Source organism: Mesotoga infera (assembly GCF_900157305.1).
Classification (GTDB): Bacteria; Thermotogota; Thermotogae; order Petrotogales; family Kosmotogaceae; genus Mesotoga; species Mesotoga infera.
In genome coordinates, this window is sequence record NZ_LS974202.1 from 1,334,344 (window position 1) to 1,351,063 (window position 16,720).

Sequence of the window (16,720 nt, forward strand, 5' to 3'; positions counted from 1 at the left end):
ACAAAGTATTCTCCGGAGATTCAGAAGCAGACGCGCTTCCAGACTACCTATGAGGAATTGAAACCGGGCTTGGCTATGAACAGCACTGTCTCAAGCGTCGCTTCCAGACTACCTATGAGGAATTGAAACATCACAGCAGGGAGGACATTGTCCTTAGCCCACGCTTCCAGACTACCTATGAGGAATTGAAACGCTTGAGAATCTTTTCGGCTGCACGAATCGAGAGAGCTTCCAGACTACCTATGAGGAATTGAAACCGTCGCTCGGGTCGGAGCTGACGAAGCTAATTTCACCGCTTCCAGACTACCTATGAGGAATTGAAACTCCCATACCAACCATTCAGGCATAGTCAAATTAAAGCTTCCAGACTACCTATGAGGAATTGAAACTCCGCTGGTAGACGTTCACCTTCGATGAAGATATACAAGCTTCCAGACTACCTATGAGGAATTGAAACACATTGACTGCCCTGTTTGCTGAAACTTTCCAGCATCGCGCTTCCAGACTACCTATGAGGAATTGAAACTGAATCTGCCGCTTCGGTTATTTCACCGAGTATAAGGCTTCCAGACTACCTATGAGGAATTGAAACTTTCCCATTCTTGTTCCCTCCTTATGAAATTGTTCTGCTTCCAGACTACCTATGAGGAATTGAAACTCAGTAGTGTATCAACATCTGCAATTGTTACCAACGCTTCCAGACTACCTATGAGGAATTGAAACCCAAAGTCTGGTTCAATCCTGCAAGCATCCAGTTTTCAGCTTCCAGACTACCTATGAGGAATTGAAACATTCCTGCCAATTTCAACCCGTCTCTTCGCATTTCAGCTTCCAGACTACCTATGAGGAATTGAAACTACCTATCAATAATACCATCGCTTAAAATCGATTTTAAGGCTTCCAGACTACCTATGAGGAATTGAAACATCGGAGGCGGCGCGGAGGCCGGTGCCGCTTTCTCGCTTCCAGACTACCTATGAGGAATTGAAACTGGCTGCGAATTGTCGCTCCCAGGACACGGTTATGCTTCCAGACTACCTATGAGGAATTGAAACGCCTCTATTGCTGGCCGATATCCCCTTACGAAGCAAGCTTCCAGACTACCTATGAGGAATTGAAACTAGAGATTGATAATTATCTTTGTGATCTCCATAGGGCTTCCAGACTACCTATGAGGAATTGAAACTCAAGCCGCAGGTAATATGGTCGCCCGTGTCGGGCTTCCAGACTACCTATGAGGAATTGAAACACACTTGGTCTTTCGTTTATAATACTGATGACATTGCTTCCAGACTACCTATGAGGAATTGAAACTTTTTCAAGTGGTGAGTATCTTAATCACGTAGTATGGCTTCCAGACTACCTATGAGGAATTGAAACGTCTTTTTCATTGCGGCTATTCCCAATTCTTCCCGCTTCCAGACTACCTATGAGGAATTGAAACTTGTATTGGCGCTTGATGTATTCCGTAATACGGCTTCCAGACTACCTATGAGGAATTGAAACACTATTCTCTGAGCGACTCTTCGAGCGTCGTCTATGCTTCCAGACTACCTATGAGGAATTGAAACTCCCGAACTAATGTGTGAACCCAGTAACGGTGTTGCTTCCAGACTACCTATGAGGAATTGAAACCCAACCTCCTTTTAGGTTTGTCAATCATTTGTTTTTTGCTTCCAGACTACCTATGAGGAATTGAAACGCTTCGATATCCACTCTTCCAACGCGTTCCCAAGGCGCTTCCAGACTACCTATGAGGAATTGAAACCTGTCAAAGACACGGATCTGGGGATAAACGACTCTCTCGCTTCCAGACTACCTATGAGGAATTGAAACATACACAACTAACCTGAAAAACACCAGAAGTCAAGCTTCCAGACTACCTATGAGGAATTGAAACAGAGAAGCCGATATCTAATCTCCTCGACCAGGTTAGCTGCTTCCAGACTACCTATGAGGAATTGAAACTGAAAAAAATACAACCGTATACCTTTTCAAACGATCGAGCTTCCAGACTACCTATGAGGAATTGAAACTGGTATTTATTTAAGATGAGATGATGGACTCGGTGATCGCTTCCAGACTACCTATGAGGAATTGAAACACGTGTTCTATAAACAATAGATTACTATAGATATATGCTTCCAGACTACCTATGAGGAATTGAAACTTGATCGATACGCTAACATGTATCGGTCAGGAGACCCGCTTCCAGACTACCTATGAGGAATTGAAACACGGGTGTTGCGTGATGGTCTCCTTGGCAGGTCTAAGCTTCCAGACTACCTATGAGGAATTGAAACGTGTTAACGAGCCAGCCTTACCACTAGCAGGAGGAGCTTCCAGACTACCTATGAGGAATTGAAACCCCCCGGGGACCTTGACCTCCAGCTCGAAGCGCCGCCCGGCTTCCAGACTACCTATGAGGAATTGAAACCTCAAGTCACAGGAATGGACCTGAACTCTGCAAGCTTCCAGACTACCTATGAGGAATTGAAACAGTGCCGAGTTCGTAGTATCAAGGTACTTCTGAGAGGCTTCCAGACTACCTATGAGGAATTGAAACGAATATGAGCGGTTCGGCAGGGGACTACCCGGCAAGCTTCCAGACTACCTATGAGGAATTGAAACATATATCAAAATGATACAACTAATACTTGACAAAGTCGCGCTTCCAGACTACCTATGAGGAATTGAAACCTAGATCAAAATTCCATGCATCAGTTACCCCAGTTTCCGCTTCCAGACTACCTATGAGGAATTGAAACCATCCGTGGCTTTAGTAAGTTCTTCCCACGAAGCCTTGGCTTCCAGACTACCTATGAGGAATTGAAACAGAAACTCCAGGAGTACACTCCGGACGATATTATCTTGCTTCCAGACTACCTATGAGGAATTGAAACACGGTGGGGACGTGATGGTCTCCTATCTACGGTCTAGTGCTTCCAGACTACCTATGAGGAATTGAAACAGATGATTCCCGAGTTGCTTACATCTATGCAGAATTTAGGCTTCCAGACTACCTATGAGGAATTGAAACATGAAAAGTTCCGCTATTTTCGGCCTCCCGAGGGCGCGAGCTTCCAGACTACCTATGAGGAATTGAAACGTAGCATATCCGGCCTCTTTCAGTTCATCGAAGAAGATCGCTTCCAGACTACCTATGAGGAATTGAAACATAGCTTCTCCGTTTCTGAGCTGCTCCTGAGTCAGTTCTGCTTCCAGACTACCTATGAGGAATTGAAACGTTCCGCGCCCGCGATTGACTTTATTTTGAATAAACGCTTCCAGACTACCTATGAGGAATTGAAACTACGAAGTGCCTTCGCGGTTGACCCGCCAGGCTATGCTTCCAGACTACCTATGAGGAATTGAAACCTGCAAGTTTCTGAGCCTTGATTTGAGCCTGTTCTACCGCTTCCAGACTACCTATGAGGAATTGAAACCACATTATCGAACCACGAAGATTTTGACGCCTCGGCTTCCAGACTACCTATGAGGAATTGAAACGGATGTCGCCATTGGATAAGCGGATAAACTTCCGCACCGCTTCCAGACTACCTATGAGGAATTGAAACGCCAGCCAATTTTCAAATATTGCCTAATCTTGTTTTTCGCTTCCAGACTACCTATGAGGAATTGAAACTCAGGAACACAACAAAGATACCGATAAGCATAGGGCTTCCAGACTACCTATGAGGAATTGAAACTTCGTTGGTACTCCGCCTGTCTTGCAGCTTCGCCGCTTCCAGACTACCTATGAGGAATTGAAACTCAAAGAACACACAATACACGCAACTACCACACTACGCTTCCAGACTACCTATGAGGAATTGAAACCGCTTTGACTGGTGTACTTTGGCAATTTCTGGAGATTTGGCTTCCAGACTACCTATGAGGAATTGAAACCGCAGCATACGCAGTGCTAGGGGTGTAGAACTATGGCTTCCAGACTACCTATGAGGAATTGAAACCCCCATCCAGTTTCGAGAGCAGCCTGAACCAAAAGCTTCCAGACTACCTATGAGGAATTGAAACTTGGATGAAGCTCACGTGTGGTTTTTCTCAAGACAATGGCTTCCAGACTACCTATGAGGAATTGAAACAGAAACTCCAGGAGTACACTCCGGACGATATTATCTTTCGCTTCCAGACTACCTATGAGGAATTGAAACTTTGATCAAATACAATCGAAGAATCCATATTATAGAGCTTCCAGACTACCTATGAGGAATTGAAACTGTAACTTAAGACAAGCCCATGTATCAGAATCAAGCTTCCAGACTACCTATGAGGAATTGAAACACGGCGGGAGCGGCTCGTTCAACATTAACACTGTCCCGCTTCCAGACTACCTATGAGGAATTGAAACCAGAGCTCATCAAGTGACTGAATTCTAATATAGCATGCTTCCAGACTACCTATGAGGAATTGAAACGTTTGTCGTTCATGGTTTCACCTCCAGAATTTTGCTTCCAGACTACCTATGAGGAATTGAAACCAGGGCTTAAATACATTCAGGCCGGGCCGGACGAGCTTCCAGACTACCTATGAGGAATTGAAACCAACGATGAAGACGTTGTTCAGGGCGATCGCGTCGGCTTCCAGACTACCTATGAGGAATTGAAACTCTGTATCTTCACTTCTTTTAACTCTGAACCTTTTTTCGCTTCCAGACTACCTATGAGGAATTGAAACTTTGAGTCATCATCTCTAAAAGCAAACATATTGCCGCTTCCAGACTACCTATGAGGAATTGAAACTCTTCACGTGGCCGGGATCGGATTCGATGGATTCGCTTCCAGACTACCTATGAGGAATTGAAACTCCTCGCCTCTATCTGCCTTCTGAAGTCCAGCCCCGCAGGCTTCCAGACTACCTATGAGGAATTGAAACCTGGGGCTGCCGAGTACACTGCCTTTCACGACGCCGCTTCCAGACTACCTATGAGGAATTGAAACTCGAAGTGTTGAGAAATGAAGAATACGACATTGTTGCTTCCAGACTACCTATGAGGAATTGAAACATTGACTTCGGGCAAGGGCTTGATACTACAAGCCGCTTCCAGACTACCTATGAGGAATTGAAACTCGTCAAAACCAAGATTGAATGTGTCGCACATTGCGGCTTCCAGACTACCTATGAGGAATTGAAACCCCACTCGCCATCAAACTCGGTAGTCGTAGCCTCCACAGCTTCCAGACTACCTATGAGGAATTGAAACTGATAATTGGGTCGACCACCCACGAATAGGCCCACGCTTCCAGACTACCTATGAGGAATTGAAACAGCCTAGGCTTGGCTATTCCGCGTTCGTATTTGCGCTTCCAGACTACCTATGAGGAATTGAAACTATTCAGACGGTGGAGGAAGAGACACCTCCGGAAGAACGCTTCCAGACTACCTATGAGGAATTGAAACATCTCCATCATGGAGGCTGAAGAAGCGAGAAGAATCATGGCTTCCAGACTACCTATGAGGAATTGAAACCCCCATCCAGTTTCGAGAGCAGCCTGAACCAAAAGCGAGCTTCCAGACTACCTATGAGGAATTGAAACGATCCTTCTTCCAGCCGTTGTTCAGATCATGAAAACCGCTTCCAGACTACCTATGAGGAATTGAAACTGCGGACGGTTCGATTCCGTCCCTTGCCACCAGAGTGCTTCCAGACTACCTATGAGGAATTGAAACCTTTCTAATTTCATGCTGTCTGCTACTCTTTCGCTTCCAGACTACCTATGAGGAATTGAAACTTTCGACGCCGCAAAGAAGGCAAGGGAGCTGGTAGAGCTTCCAGACTACCTATGAGGAATTGAAACAGCACAAACCGCTAACAAACGGCCTTGAATATGCCGCTTCCAGACTACCTATGAGGAATTGAAACCCAAAGTCTGGTTCAATCCTGCAAGCATCCAGTTTTCAGAGCTTCCAGACTACCTATGAGGAATTGAAACTTTCAGAAATTCACTAAGTTCTTTTTCTGACGCGCTTCCAGACTACCTATGAGGAATTGAAACATTCTCGAAGGCTCAGGACGGACACAGAGGATTATATGCTTCCAGACTACCTATGAGGAATTGAAACTCCATTACGCACACAAACCAGAACGCGGTGTAAAAGGTAAATTGAAAGTAGACCACTTAGAAGAAGAACATGATTCTGAGTCAAGCTCAGAATGATTGGAAGGGAGGAAAGACCGGGATACCGAACACCGATCTGGCATCTCCGCTCATTCGAAATGGTAAGAACGAGATCCCGTATAGGATCATTACGGGATGACAGTATTGGTGTACTGCGGGATGACAGCCCCTTCCCGTCATGCCGGACCTGATCCGGCATCTCCGCTCTTTCCTCTGTCTTGAACCAGGAACGAGGAACCCGGACTCGCAGCGTCGGAACGAGAAACTGCTCTTCCAAGGACGGGTCCATGATCTGGGACGAACAACGAAGGACGGCTCTTCTGAGCGAGAACCATAGTGGGATGATAGGAGCGGTTGTTGGTTGTTCGTTGTTGGTTCCTGGTAAGAACGAGATCCCGTATAGGAGCATTACGGGATGACAGTACGGGGACACCACGGGACGACCCTGAATAGGAACATTTCAGGGCAGGCTCATCAGGGCAGGCTCTCCCTTCAGGTCATCCTGACATGCTCCTAGTTAGGATCCCGGACTTCGCGACCGGTTTTTCGATATCGGAGATAATAAGATGCTTAGAACCGCTAGACCATCATCACAAACGCTGAATCTTCTGAATATTCTTGAAAGCAAATTCCCCGATTTTTATCTTGCAGAGGGCACAGCTCTGGCGATGTACTGTGAACCCCGTGTGAGCTATTATCTGGATTTCTTTACAGCTGAGTCTTTCAGGCCAGTAGTGATGCTGGGGTATTTGAAGCGCCCACGATCCGGAATCTGGTTTTGATCATATTGGGGATGGAGTTTTTGTTTGCAGAAGGTAAATGCAGAACTCCACTTCACAGCGTTCATGTTTCGTAAGAAGCGGGTCTTTCAACGATCACTGGGTGAAATATGGGAACAAGTGAAACCTGGAAACTTTTTATTCGGGTTCTTTCTGTGTGATTTGATTGAAATTCCCGTGCCTGTCTTGAGTTCAGGATTCAGTTCGAAAGCCCAGGAATTTTCTGAGAAAATCTGAGGGTGTGACAATTGCAATTCCTTCAATTTCCTTTAGATCAAGCAGATGATGATCTCCAGATACAATGTATTTTGCACCCGCCTGAACTGCACATGTAATGAATTTAGTATCATCAGGGTCTTCGATACTGATTTTGATATCTTCAGGGCAGTCAATTACGATCGAGCTCAACCTCAGGTAAGATACCAACCTATCCAGCTGATCTTTATTGATCCCGGTGATGCGTAACAGTTTCGGTCGCGACAGGACATCTATCAGCTCTTGTAGAGTTTCTTCAGAGAAAGCAAGCTCAAAAACACCCTCTCTCCAGAGATCAAGGATTCTTGCAGGAGAACTCTTGCTGGATATGATTGCAGATATCAGAACATTGGTGTCTAGTACGACTCTTTCAATTTTTTGGTCACTTTTCTCTTCTCGACTCTTCGAGAGCTGTACGGATTTCTTCTTCAATTTCCTCTTCGGTGAAAGCCTGGGCGTTCGTCCTCACCTTCTGAACCAACTGAAAAAATTCGGACTTTGCCTTTTCTTTGTTAATCACGGCAACAGGCGTAAGCACGATTCTGCCGCCTTCTACTTCGACCTGTACATAGTCGCCTTCCTTCAGTCCAAGAGAATCGAATATCTGTTTTGGTATCGTGACCTGCCTGCTTCTTCCAGCTTTTACTAATTCCATATAATCACCTTTTCATATATTACTTTATTAGTATTATAGCATCTTGCACTTGTATATGCGAAAACGAGACCCCTGGAACTGGTCAGTTTCCATTTTCGCCGGAGCCATTCAGCCTTTGAAAGGGCAAGAACGGGATCCCGTATAGGAGCACTACGGGATGACGGTACGGGGACACCACGGGATGACCCTGAATAGGAACATTCCAGGGCAGGCTCCACGGGATGACAGTCCCCTCCCGTCATGCCGGACTCACTTGACGTCATTCTGAGCTTGACTCAGAATCACGGTTTTCTAAGGAGTGGATCCCGGGTCGGAGCCCGGGATGACAGTATAGGTTAATTGCGGAATGACAGCCCCCTTCCCGTCATGCCGGACATTGATCCGGCATCTCCGCTCCTTCGAAAGAGCGGGAGAACGGGATCCCGTATAAGAGCATTACGGTATGACAGTCTCTTCCCGTCATGCCGGACTCACTTGACGTCATTCTGAGCTTGACTCAGAATCACGGTTTTCTAAGGAGTGGATCCCGGGTCGGAGCCCGGGATGACAGTATAGGTTCACTACGGGATGACATGAGGGGGAGCACAACGGGATAACGGTGTGGGAGACGGGGTTAAGGTTTAAGATACACTTCTATTTCTCCTGCGAGAAATATATGACTTTATCCATGAGTATTTCCTCGTACGCTGCACTTACGGCCAGTTTTGGGTTTATATACGCTCTAAAGGCTACAAAAAGTTCGTTGTAGGTGATCCTCTCATAATTAGGTTCAGGCACTATGACGCAGTAATCCTCGTTATCCGGGTTAGTTCTGGCTATCTTCCAAACATAAAAAAGGTCGGCATTTGGGTCGTCTGGAAGGAACTGCTTCGCGCTTCCCTTAAGGCCGAGCTTGCTTTCCTCGCTCATTTGGCTGTTCACACTCAAGAAACCGAGCATTATCCTCGACTGCAGGGGTAGCAGGTCCTTCACGATATCGCCGGTGTAGAGTATAAAGCTCGAGTAGATGGATTTCCCGGTAAGGGAGTGTATTGGGCCATAAACGATAACAAAATCTTCGCCAGACTCAGAGAGTTCGAAGGTGTCGGTACGGAAGTAAACGGTATCTCTGGTCTCGCCGAATACATCCGTTATTGTCTGTATGCCGTGATAGCTCTCTTCGAACCACCTGTAGCTCTTCAGCTCGCTGAATTGCAGGCCTTCGTACTCCTTCAGGATGGCCTCACGCAACCTATCCATCGTCTTCGCCAGTTCGAGTTCGGAGGTGTCACCCGTAGCCCTTATCCTGAGAGGTGGAATCGGGAATGGATCGCTCTTGAGATCTTCCGGGGGTGTTACTCTGAAGACCCAGCCTCTGAAGTTGCTCTGATATGGTGGTTTCACGAGTATCTCTTTGTAGCCGACGAGCGGTGGATCGCTGGTATAAAACTCTCTATCGGCTTCATTTTCGAAGAAAGCTGCTCTGAAAAGGAAGGTCAACTCGTCATCATCGCGTTCCAACCCGAGTCTCAACAGGGCTGAAGGAAGTACTTCCGTATTTACTATTCCAACATCGAAACCAGCCCTGGCTATTTCGGCTCTCAGAACGGCGTCGGTATTCCTGTCTGGCGTGCTGATTATTATTGTTGGAGCGTTGAATTTCGTGCCTTTTGTTTCTTCCTTTATCGATTCGCCAGTGTTTATTGTGGAAATATTGATAGTGTCCCCGAGATTTCCGAATATCCTGTGAAATGCATCGTTATAGAATCTACCGGCGATAAAGGTCTGGTAACTGAAATAAACCAAAGGTGGTGGTGTCCAGCCGAGATAGATTATTGCCTCGTTCTCTTTCAGTTTGTAGGTCCAGGGGTACTTGTTGGGACTCACCTGACCCGGCCCTTCGGGAATAAGGTAGACGGCGTACGGAGAATCGGCGTTATTGCAAAAACAGCTGGGCAGTATATAGTTACCGAACAGGTCGGCCGGATTAAACAGGTACAGGCTACCTTCCTGAACTGTGAAACCCTGGTCCTCCAGTAGGTTTTTGAAGTGTTCGACGCTTTCCTGTGTGAAGTAATTATCGCTGGAAAAAAGGAATACGGCCAAGGACAAGATAAAAAGAATTGAGATTTTTCTCATTTTCCTACCTCCTCGGTTATCGGATTCTGTTTCGCTTGCTTGTGGAAAGCTCTTTATTGGACACATGATTATACAATACGTTATATGAATGTCTAGCATTTTAAATAGCGTGAATAACACCATAGCCTTTACCAAGAAAAGGCTTCGGTAAACCCGAGTCCAACAGCAACTCGGATTACTCTACAGGAAATCCCAGGTAAGGGTTCTTTGACTCTGGATTTAGAAACTCCTCCGGTTCTGGAAGCGCCTTGAACAGTTCAGATACTACATATCTTGATAAGCGTCATCTCCGTCATCCGGTTGATTCTTCTAGATCGCGCAAGTCTATTAGCAGAACTTCTTTCGGCATGTTCGCTTTGAAACCAGACTTGCTTATAATAACCGGTACTTTGACCCTCTTGTCAGGGATGTACTGCATCTTCTCTATCAGCTCTTCTGCTACTTCAGGTCCAACCGGAGCCTTTCTCCATTTGCACTCGAATACCAGAATTCTGTCGCTCGACTCTCCGATGAGATCTATCTCATAGGTCTTGTCCCTTGTGCCCGGAATTTTGCCCCAGTGTTTGCCGACTCTCTCGGGTAGAAAAGGGATTTTTTCGGCCCTGTAGAGATCCGGGACGAGTGACTTCACTGTTGATTCAAATGTTCTGCCAATATACTCTTCGAGATTCTCAATAGTATATGTTAGGGCCTGTTCGAAATCAAATTCAACGGCGTTCTGTCTTGAATAGATATACTTCATCCAGAATGAAAGGAAGTTGTCCTGAATAGTGTATCTCAGACCGCGTTTCGATCTTGAAAGGAGATTTTCTACCCGCTCGATTATTCCGTAGCTGTTTGTGAGCTCGGAAAGGTATTTCATCGCCTTTGTACGTTCCATACCCGTTCTGTCGACAATCTCGCCGGCATCTCTGTCAAAATAACCGATCGCCTCAAGCACGGAGAAGTAGCCCGGATGCTCCGTTCCGAACTCGCCAATAAGAAGGTTTTTACCCTCCTCCCGAAGGGGCGAGAATCTATCAAAGAAGAGTTCCCGAATCTTCTTCTCGAAAGAAGTCCTTTCTTCGAGAAGCCACAGATATTGAGGAATACCGCCGAGAACCGAGTACCATTCCAAAGCCTCTTCAAATGAATAACCGAAGCTCCGCATCATCTCCAGAGCATCCCTGAAGCGGAACTGGTTCAGCTCAACTTTGTAATCGCATCTTCCGAAGAGCGGTGCCTTATCGTCCAGAAAGATTCGCTTCATCATCCCTACATATGATCCACAGAGAATCAGCAAACCTCTTCCTGAATTCTCGTCCCATACTTTCTGAAGGACCGAAAAGACCGATTGATCAACTCTCATGAAGTTCTGAAATTCGTCGAAAATCACCACTTCTTGAAGCCGAAACAATGCCCTGAAGAAGCCTTCCCAATTGTCAAAGCTTCCTTCGAATATCTGTGAAGAGAAGTCTTTCAGCAAAGTCTCGGAAGAGCGGGTGTCAACAAAAAAGTATCGCGCGTCCGGATAGACCTTCTTCAGAAGAGTCGTCTTACCGATCCTCCTGCGCCCGAAGAGCGCGACCATTGTTTTCGACTTCCTCTTCGTGAGTTTCTCGAAAAACGCCATTTCATCGGCACGGTCAAAGAATTCCATCTTTGCCTCCAATTTGTATACTGGCCAGTAACTTACTGTATAGTATACAATTTTTGCGGTGGCTTTGACAAGACTTCTCTTGATACACTCACTTCACCAGCTCACGAATAACCAATAACCGCAATAACCACCGGGACTCACTCTTTTCGTTTTGTTTTTCTCATACAAAAAACATTCTAAATGGAGTTGAGTCCCTTTTCTTTTGCCTTATTTCCTTCCTCGCCTATTTATTGGATACGGTCCTACAATTATACGGTGAAACTGATAAAGAGTTAGTGTTCTCAAAAGTCTTTGACAGGCATGGCAATTATTGGTGTAATTATCAGACTCCTTTTTCCGTGCCTGACTCTTGCACGAAGTTGCCTCAGTTATCCCTTCATTTCTGGATGGCTCCTCAGATCAACAACTGACTGGATGATGAAAAGGCCGAGCATAATGACACCCCACATCAAAGAGGTCTTCCACGGCATCGCCACAAATCCGTAGTTCATCGCGCAATAGAGACCCAGGTAGGGCACTACCCACTTCAAGTTCTGCTTCATGTTTTCGCGAAAATGAGTCCCCATTTTCGCGCAGGATGACAGCCCCCTCATGTCATGCCGGATTCACTTGACGTCATTCTGAGCTTGACTCAGAATCAAGGTTTTCTAAGGAGTGGATCCCGGGTCGGAGCCCGGGATAACAGCCCCCTCATGTCATGCCGGACCCCGATCCGGCATCTCCGCTCCTTCGAAAGAGCAGGAGCGAGATCCCGTATAGGATCACTACGGGATGACTGGATGGGGGAGCATTTCAGGGCAGGCTCATCAGGATAGGCTCCGCGGGCATCAACGGGATTACGGGATTGGTGCACTACGCGATGACAGTTCCCTCACGTCATCCTGGCGTGCTCCCAGCCAGGATCCCGGTCTTCGCGAAAAACGGGACAGACGTCAAAAGCCCGTCAGTCCCTATTTTCGCGGTCTTTCCTCCCCTCACATCATGCCGGACTCACTTGACGTCATTCTGAGCTTGACTCAGAATCTGCTCTTTCAACCGTAAGGAACGGGATCCCGTATAAGAACACTACGGGATGACAGGATGGGGCACGGGATGACAGCCCCCTTCCCGTCATGCCGGACATTGATCCGGCATCCTCTTCGTAAGAGCAAAAGAGCGGGATCCCGTATAGGAGCACTACGGGATGACAGGATGGAGGCGTTCTGGATGCGTAATGTCGAGGAAATGCCCCTAACGCTCTCACGAAGGACGGGTCCATGATCTTGGACGAACAACGAAGGATGGCTCTTCTGAGCGGGATCCCGAGCAGCACTACGGGATTACGGGATTGGTGCACTATGTGATAACGGGATCGAAGCCGGGATTTACTAAAAGGCGGAAAAGAAAAGAGCCGACATCGGTCGGCTCTCGGCGATAATTCGATCGGTGTAAGGTTTAGGCTTCATTTCTGCCCGTAGTGATTCCTCACGAAGTCCTGCATCTTAAGACACTCTTCGTGGGATATCACCTGAGGGGTTCCTATGATTGTCGCCATGATAATCGTTTTTGCCGACTTCTCAAGTACCTCGGCCACCTTGAAGGCGTCTCCCAAGGTGCTTCCCACACAGACCGCTCCGTGGTTCGCGAGAAGCACCGCGTTATTGTTTCCGAGAGCTTCCACGGCGTTAATGGCCAGTTCCTCGGTTCCGGGAAGCGCATACTTTGCACACTTCACGCCTTCTCCGATTATTTGCACGAGTTCCTCCGAAACCGCGGGGACATCTTTTCTCGCTATGGCGAATGCCGTTGAGTACTGAGGATGAGTGTGAATAACCGCTCCCACATCCGGTCTATATTTATAGATCATTCTGTGAAGACCGTGCTCGATGCTCGGCTTTCGCTTGCTGTCGATGACAAAGCCTTTCATATCCGCCAGAACAATGTCCTCGGTCTTCAAGCAACCATAGCTCATACCGCTCGGAGTTATCAGGAAGCTTTCATTGTCAATTCTGACACTTATATTTCCCCAGGTTCCTACCGTCATACCCCGTTCTTCCATTCTTCTGCAGGCATCCAGCACCAGACCGGCAAAGTCTTCTCTATTCATCCGCATACGCCTCCAATTCTGCCATCATTGAATGTGTTCTATCGTAGATTCGCTTGTATATACCAAATAAGTTCTCGTATTTTTCTGCCCTAGCTGGATCGGGATCGACCGTCTCGACACGCCTCACGAGACGGGCTGCCTCCAGGGGATCGCGTATCTCCTTCATTGCGAGAAGGGTGAGTATCAGGTTGCCTATCGAGCCGGTGTCCTGGGTTTCGAGCGTCATGACTTTCTTTCCATAGACATCGGACTGGATTCTTCTCCAAACAGGGCTCTTGCTTCCTCCACCCATGACATTCACGCCGTCGAAACTCACACCCAGCTCTTCAATGACCTTCATGCAATCTTTTATTGAAAAGGAGACCCCTTCCATTATTGCCCGAACCATGTGGGCTTTGGAGTGTTTGATTGTGAGTCCGAAGAATACACCGCGAGCCTTTGAGTCCCAGAGAGGAGTTCTCTCTCCCATGAGGTAGGGGAGGAAGACCAGTCCCTCTGATCCGGGAGAGACTTTTTCGGCCATCGAGGAGTATTCGTCGAAGACTTCGTTGCTTCTGTCTTTGTCGAATGTGTTTCTGAACCACGTTAAGCTGGAAGCAGCGGTTTGAGTTATTCCCAGAATGTCCCAGTAGCCTTCCAGGGGATAGCTCCAGCACATAACTCTCTTTTTCGGGTCGATAACGGGTGTAGAAGTGCACGCCGCCACGACTCCGGCGGTGCCAACTATGCAGGACACTTCTCCTTCGCCGAGAAGACCGGAGCCTAATTCGGCTACGGAGTGATCCGAGCCTCCGTTGACAACCGGGGTTCCTTCCAGAAGACCGGTTTCCTTCCCCGCCCTGTCCGTTATGTGGCCCATTATTCTTGCCGAAGGCATTACGTCGGAAAGGAGATGACCGTCAAGGCCTATCAGGTCAAGGGCTTCGGGGCTCCATTTGTTGGTTCTTATGTCGAAAACGGCTGTCCCGGACGCATCGGACGGATCGGTGATTTTGTTGCCGGTCAACAGGTACTTTATGTAGTCCTTGGCGATCATTATCGACTTCGTTTTTGCGAAGACCTGTGGCCTGTGTCTTTTCACCCAGCAAATCTGCGGCGCCGCATATGTAGTTGTAGGAAAGTTCCATGTGAGTTCGAAGAGCCTGTCTGCCCTTCCATCCCTGTTCCATTCCTCTATTATTTCGCTGCTTCTCTGATCGAGCCAGGTAATCGAAGGGCCTATGGGGTTATCTTCAGAGTCGAGATAGACGTGTGTGTGCATCTGACCGCAGATCGAAATCGCATTTACAAGTTTGGGAAGACGGACGTCATGAGACTCGAGCTCTTTTATGCAATCGATGATCCCCTTCCACCAGAGCGCAGGATCCTGCTCGGCCTGTCCCGGTTGTTCAGAAATTATCGGATACTCGGCATAAGCGGATCGCTGAATCTCCCCATTCATGGAAACAAGAGTGACCTTGACTCCCATCGTTCCCAGATCGATCGACAGAATCCCTTCCTTCATTACTGCCTCCTGATATTCCATCTGTACCTGTGACCAATACTTTACCTATCGACATTGTGAGTAAAATGGATCAACAAGGTGATTACTTCATATCATCTATACTTATAAAGCTTACCAAAAAACTCGAGCGATGTGAAATCGGATTAGAGACAAGTAAGGATAGGCTCCTGCGATTACGACTGATACGGGTCAAAAACGAGCGTCGATCGCTATCTTAAAAAGCATTTTAGAAGCGACTTCAGTTACTGGAGCCCTGTTCATAATCGTTTTGAAAACTCGTTGTTTCTCTTGGGGAGTAACTACGGCCGATATCATACAAGAATCGAAACTATCGAAGGCTACCTGTCCTTGATCGGCCATAAGTCTCGATAATCAGATGTCTTCGGGTATGGATTTGAAAGAATGAATTGATAAAATGAGTTTGATCACAAGTTATCAGGTCAATGCTTCGAGTGTTTTCCACTGTTTATGATGGGCCGGTCAACCGGTCACATAGAAGGAGGGATGCGAATGAATAAGAAAATTCTGATGCTCCTGCTCTGTGTCTTGTTTGCAGTTGCCGTCTTAGCAACCAACTACGAAATCGCGGTTGTTGTTAAGATCGGTGGAATTCCCTGGTTCAACAGAATGGAAGTCGGTGTCAAAGATGCCGCTTCAAAACTCGGGGTGAACGCTTACCAGATAGGGCCTTCAGACGCAGATCCTGCTCAGCAGGTGAAGATAGTTGAAGATCTTATCGCAAAGGGAGTCGACGCCATCTGTGTAGTTCCTAACGACGCGAAAGCGCTCGAGCCTGTCTTTGAGAAGGCCAGGGCGAACGGCATCATTATCATCACTCATGAGTCGCCCGATCAAAAGGGTGGCGACTGGGACGTTGAAACGATAGACAACGTCAAGTTCGGAGAGGCGAACTTCGAAAGGCTCGCGCAGCTGATGGGTGGAGAAGGGGAGTTCGCGGTGTTTGTCGGCGGGCTCACGGTTCCGCTTCATAACTTCTGGGCAGATGTAGGTCTTGCTTACGTTGCAGAGAAGTATCCGAACATGAAGTTAGTGACTGAGAGAATCCCCTGTGGCGAAAGCGTGGAGCTCTCTTACCAGAAGACACTCGAGCTTCTCAATGCCTACCCGAACTTGAAGGGTATAGTCGGTTTCGGTTCTCTAGGCCCGATCGGTGCCTCGCAGGCTCTCAACGCAAGGAACATGAAGGGAAAGGTTAAGATTGTAGGTACGGTAATTCCGAGTCACGCAGATCCTTACCTGAAGCAGGGTTTGATGCAGTGGGGTTACCTGTGGGATCCAAAGGATGCAGGATTCGCACAGGTTTATCTCGCGAAAACACTGCTGGACGCTAAGAACGCTCTTGCGAAGGCCGGAATTCCGGCGGGTATTGTGCCGGCGGTCGTCGATGGCTTCGAGATACCCGGTCTTGGGAAGGCAACTATCGAAGGAAACATTGTCAAATTTGACGCGCAAGTCGATATAACTGCTGAGAACGCTCTTTCTTACGGGTTCTGATTTCGAGAGGGGGTCCGCCCCCTCTCTTT

The 16,720-nt window shown here is 47.4% G+C and carries 9 protein-coding genes and 1 CRISPR repeat array (1 of these 10 cut by a window edge); of the genes, 1 reads left to right on the forward strand and 8 read right to left on the reverse strand.

All coding sequences use genetic code 11. The features are described 5' to 3' along the window. Window positions 1–6,084: direct repeats of the CRISPR family, unit length 30 nt; unit sequence GCTTCCAGACTACCTATGAGGAATTGAAAC (it extends 2,591 nt beyond the left edge of the window). A 1,027-nt stretch (window positions 6,085–7,111) separates the two neighbouring features. The 8 genes from MESINF_RS06005 to MESINF_RS06040 form a co-directional block, all read right to left on the reverse strand. After that, complete coding sequence (locus MESINF_RS06005) at window positions 7,112–7,606, reverse strand: putative toxin-antitoxin system toxin component, PIN family (protein WP_231936887.1); 495 nt, start codon at window positions 7,604–7,606, stop codon at window positions 7,112–7,114. After that, a complete protein-coding gene (locus MESINF_RS06010) occupies window positions 7,557–7,829 on the reverse strand; it encodes an AbrB/MazE/SpoVT family DNA-binding domain-containing protein (protein ID WP_169698979.1) in 273 nt (90 codons plus the stop codon). The genes MESINF_RS06005 and MESINF_RS06010 overlap by 50 nt, the downstream gene beginning before the upstream one ends. Before the next feature lie 633 nt (window positions 7,830–8,462). Beyond that, on the reverse strand, window positions 8,463–9,947 hold the full coding sequence (locus MESINF_RS06015; RefSeq protein WP_169698980.1) for a hypothetical protein: 1,485 nt from the start codon (window positions 9,945–9,947) through the stop codon (window positions 8,463–8,465). A 292-nt stretch (window positions 9,948–10,239) separates the two neighbouring features. Next, complete coding sequence (locus tag MESINF_RS06020; RefSeq protein WP_169698981.1) at window positions 10,240–11,586, reverse strand: AAA family ATPase; 1,347 nt, start codon at window positions 11,584–11,586, stop codon at window positions 10,240–10,242. Window positions 11,587–11,954: 368 nt separating this feature from the next. Further along, window positions 11,955–12,116, reverse strand: a complete 162-nt coding sequence (locus MESINF_RS06025; RefSeq protein WP_169698982.1) for a hypothetical protein — start codon at window positions 12,114–12,116, stop codon at window positions 11,955–11,957. Between the two features lie 911 nt (window positions 12,117–13,027). Further along, window positions 13,028–13,672 carry a class II aldolase/adducin family protein gene (locus tag MESINF_RS06030; RefSeq protein ID WP_169698983.1) on the reverse strand — a complete coding sequence of 215 codons (645 nt, stop codon included), beginning with the start codon at window positions 13,670–13,672 and terminating at the stop codon, window positions 13,028–13,030. Next, window positions 13,665–15,176, reverse strand: coding sequence for a xylulokinase (gene xylB, locus MESINF_RS06035; protein ID WP_169698984.1), 1,512 nt, complete (start codon window positions 15,174–15,176; stop codon window positions 13,665–13,667). The genes MESINF_RS06030 and xylB overlap by 8 nt, the downstream gene beginning before the upstream one ends. Window positions 15,177–15,365: 189 nt before the next feature. Beyond that, a complete protein-coding gene (locus MESINF_RS06040; RefSeq protein WP_169698985.1) occupies window positions 15,366–15,536 on the reverse strand; it encodes a hypothetical protein in 171 nt (56 codons plus the stop codon). A 144-nt stretch (window positions 15,537–15,680) separates the two neighbouring features. Between MESINF_RS06040 and MESINF_RS06045 the strand changes: the two genes are divergently transcribed. Further along, the gene (locus tag MESINF_RS06045; protein WP_169698986.1) at window positions 15,681–16,691 is read left to right on the forward strand and encodes an autoinducer 2 ABC transporter substrate-binding protein; all 1,011 of its coding nucleotides are present in this window, start codon (window positions 15,681–15,683) and stop codon (window positions 16,689–16,691) included. Window positions 16,692–16,720 lie beyond the last annotated feature (29 nt).

What these genes read in the sequence shown, in the direction of transcription:
- MESINF_RS06015 (WP_169698980.1), bottom strand. Translation starts at nt 9,947, where the DNA reads ATGAGAAAAATCTCAATTCTTTTTATCTTGTCCTTGGCCGTATTCCTT.
- MESINF_RS06045 (WP_169698986.1), top strand. Translation starts at nt 15,681, where the DNA reads ATGCGAATGAATAAGAAAATTCTGATGCTCCTGCTCTGTGTCTTGTTT.
- MESINF_RS06020 (WP_169698981.1), bottom strand. Translation starts at nt 11,586, where the DNA reads ATGGAATTCTTTGACCGTGCCGATGAAATGGCGTTTTTCGAGAAACTC.
- MESINF_RS06040 (WP_169698985.1), bottom strand. Translation starts at nt 15,536, where the DNA reads ATGGCCGATCAAGGACAGGTAGCCTTCGATAGTTTCGATTCTTGTATG.
- xylB (WP_169698984.1), bottom strand. Translation starts at nt 15,176, where the DNA reads ATGAAGGAAGGGATTCTGTCGATCGATCTGGGAACGATGGGAGTCAAG.
- MESINF_RS06010 (WP_169698979.1), bottom strand. Translation starts at nt 7,829, where the DNA reads ATGGAATTAGTAAAAGCTGGAAGAAGCAGGCAGGTCACGATACCAAAA.
- MESINF_RS06030 (WP_169698983.1), bottom strand. Translation starts at nt 13,672, where the DNA reads ATGAATAGAGAAGACTTTGCCGGTCTGGTGCTGGATGCCTGCAGAAGA.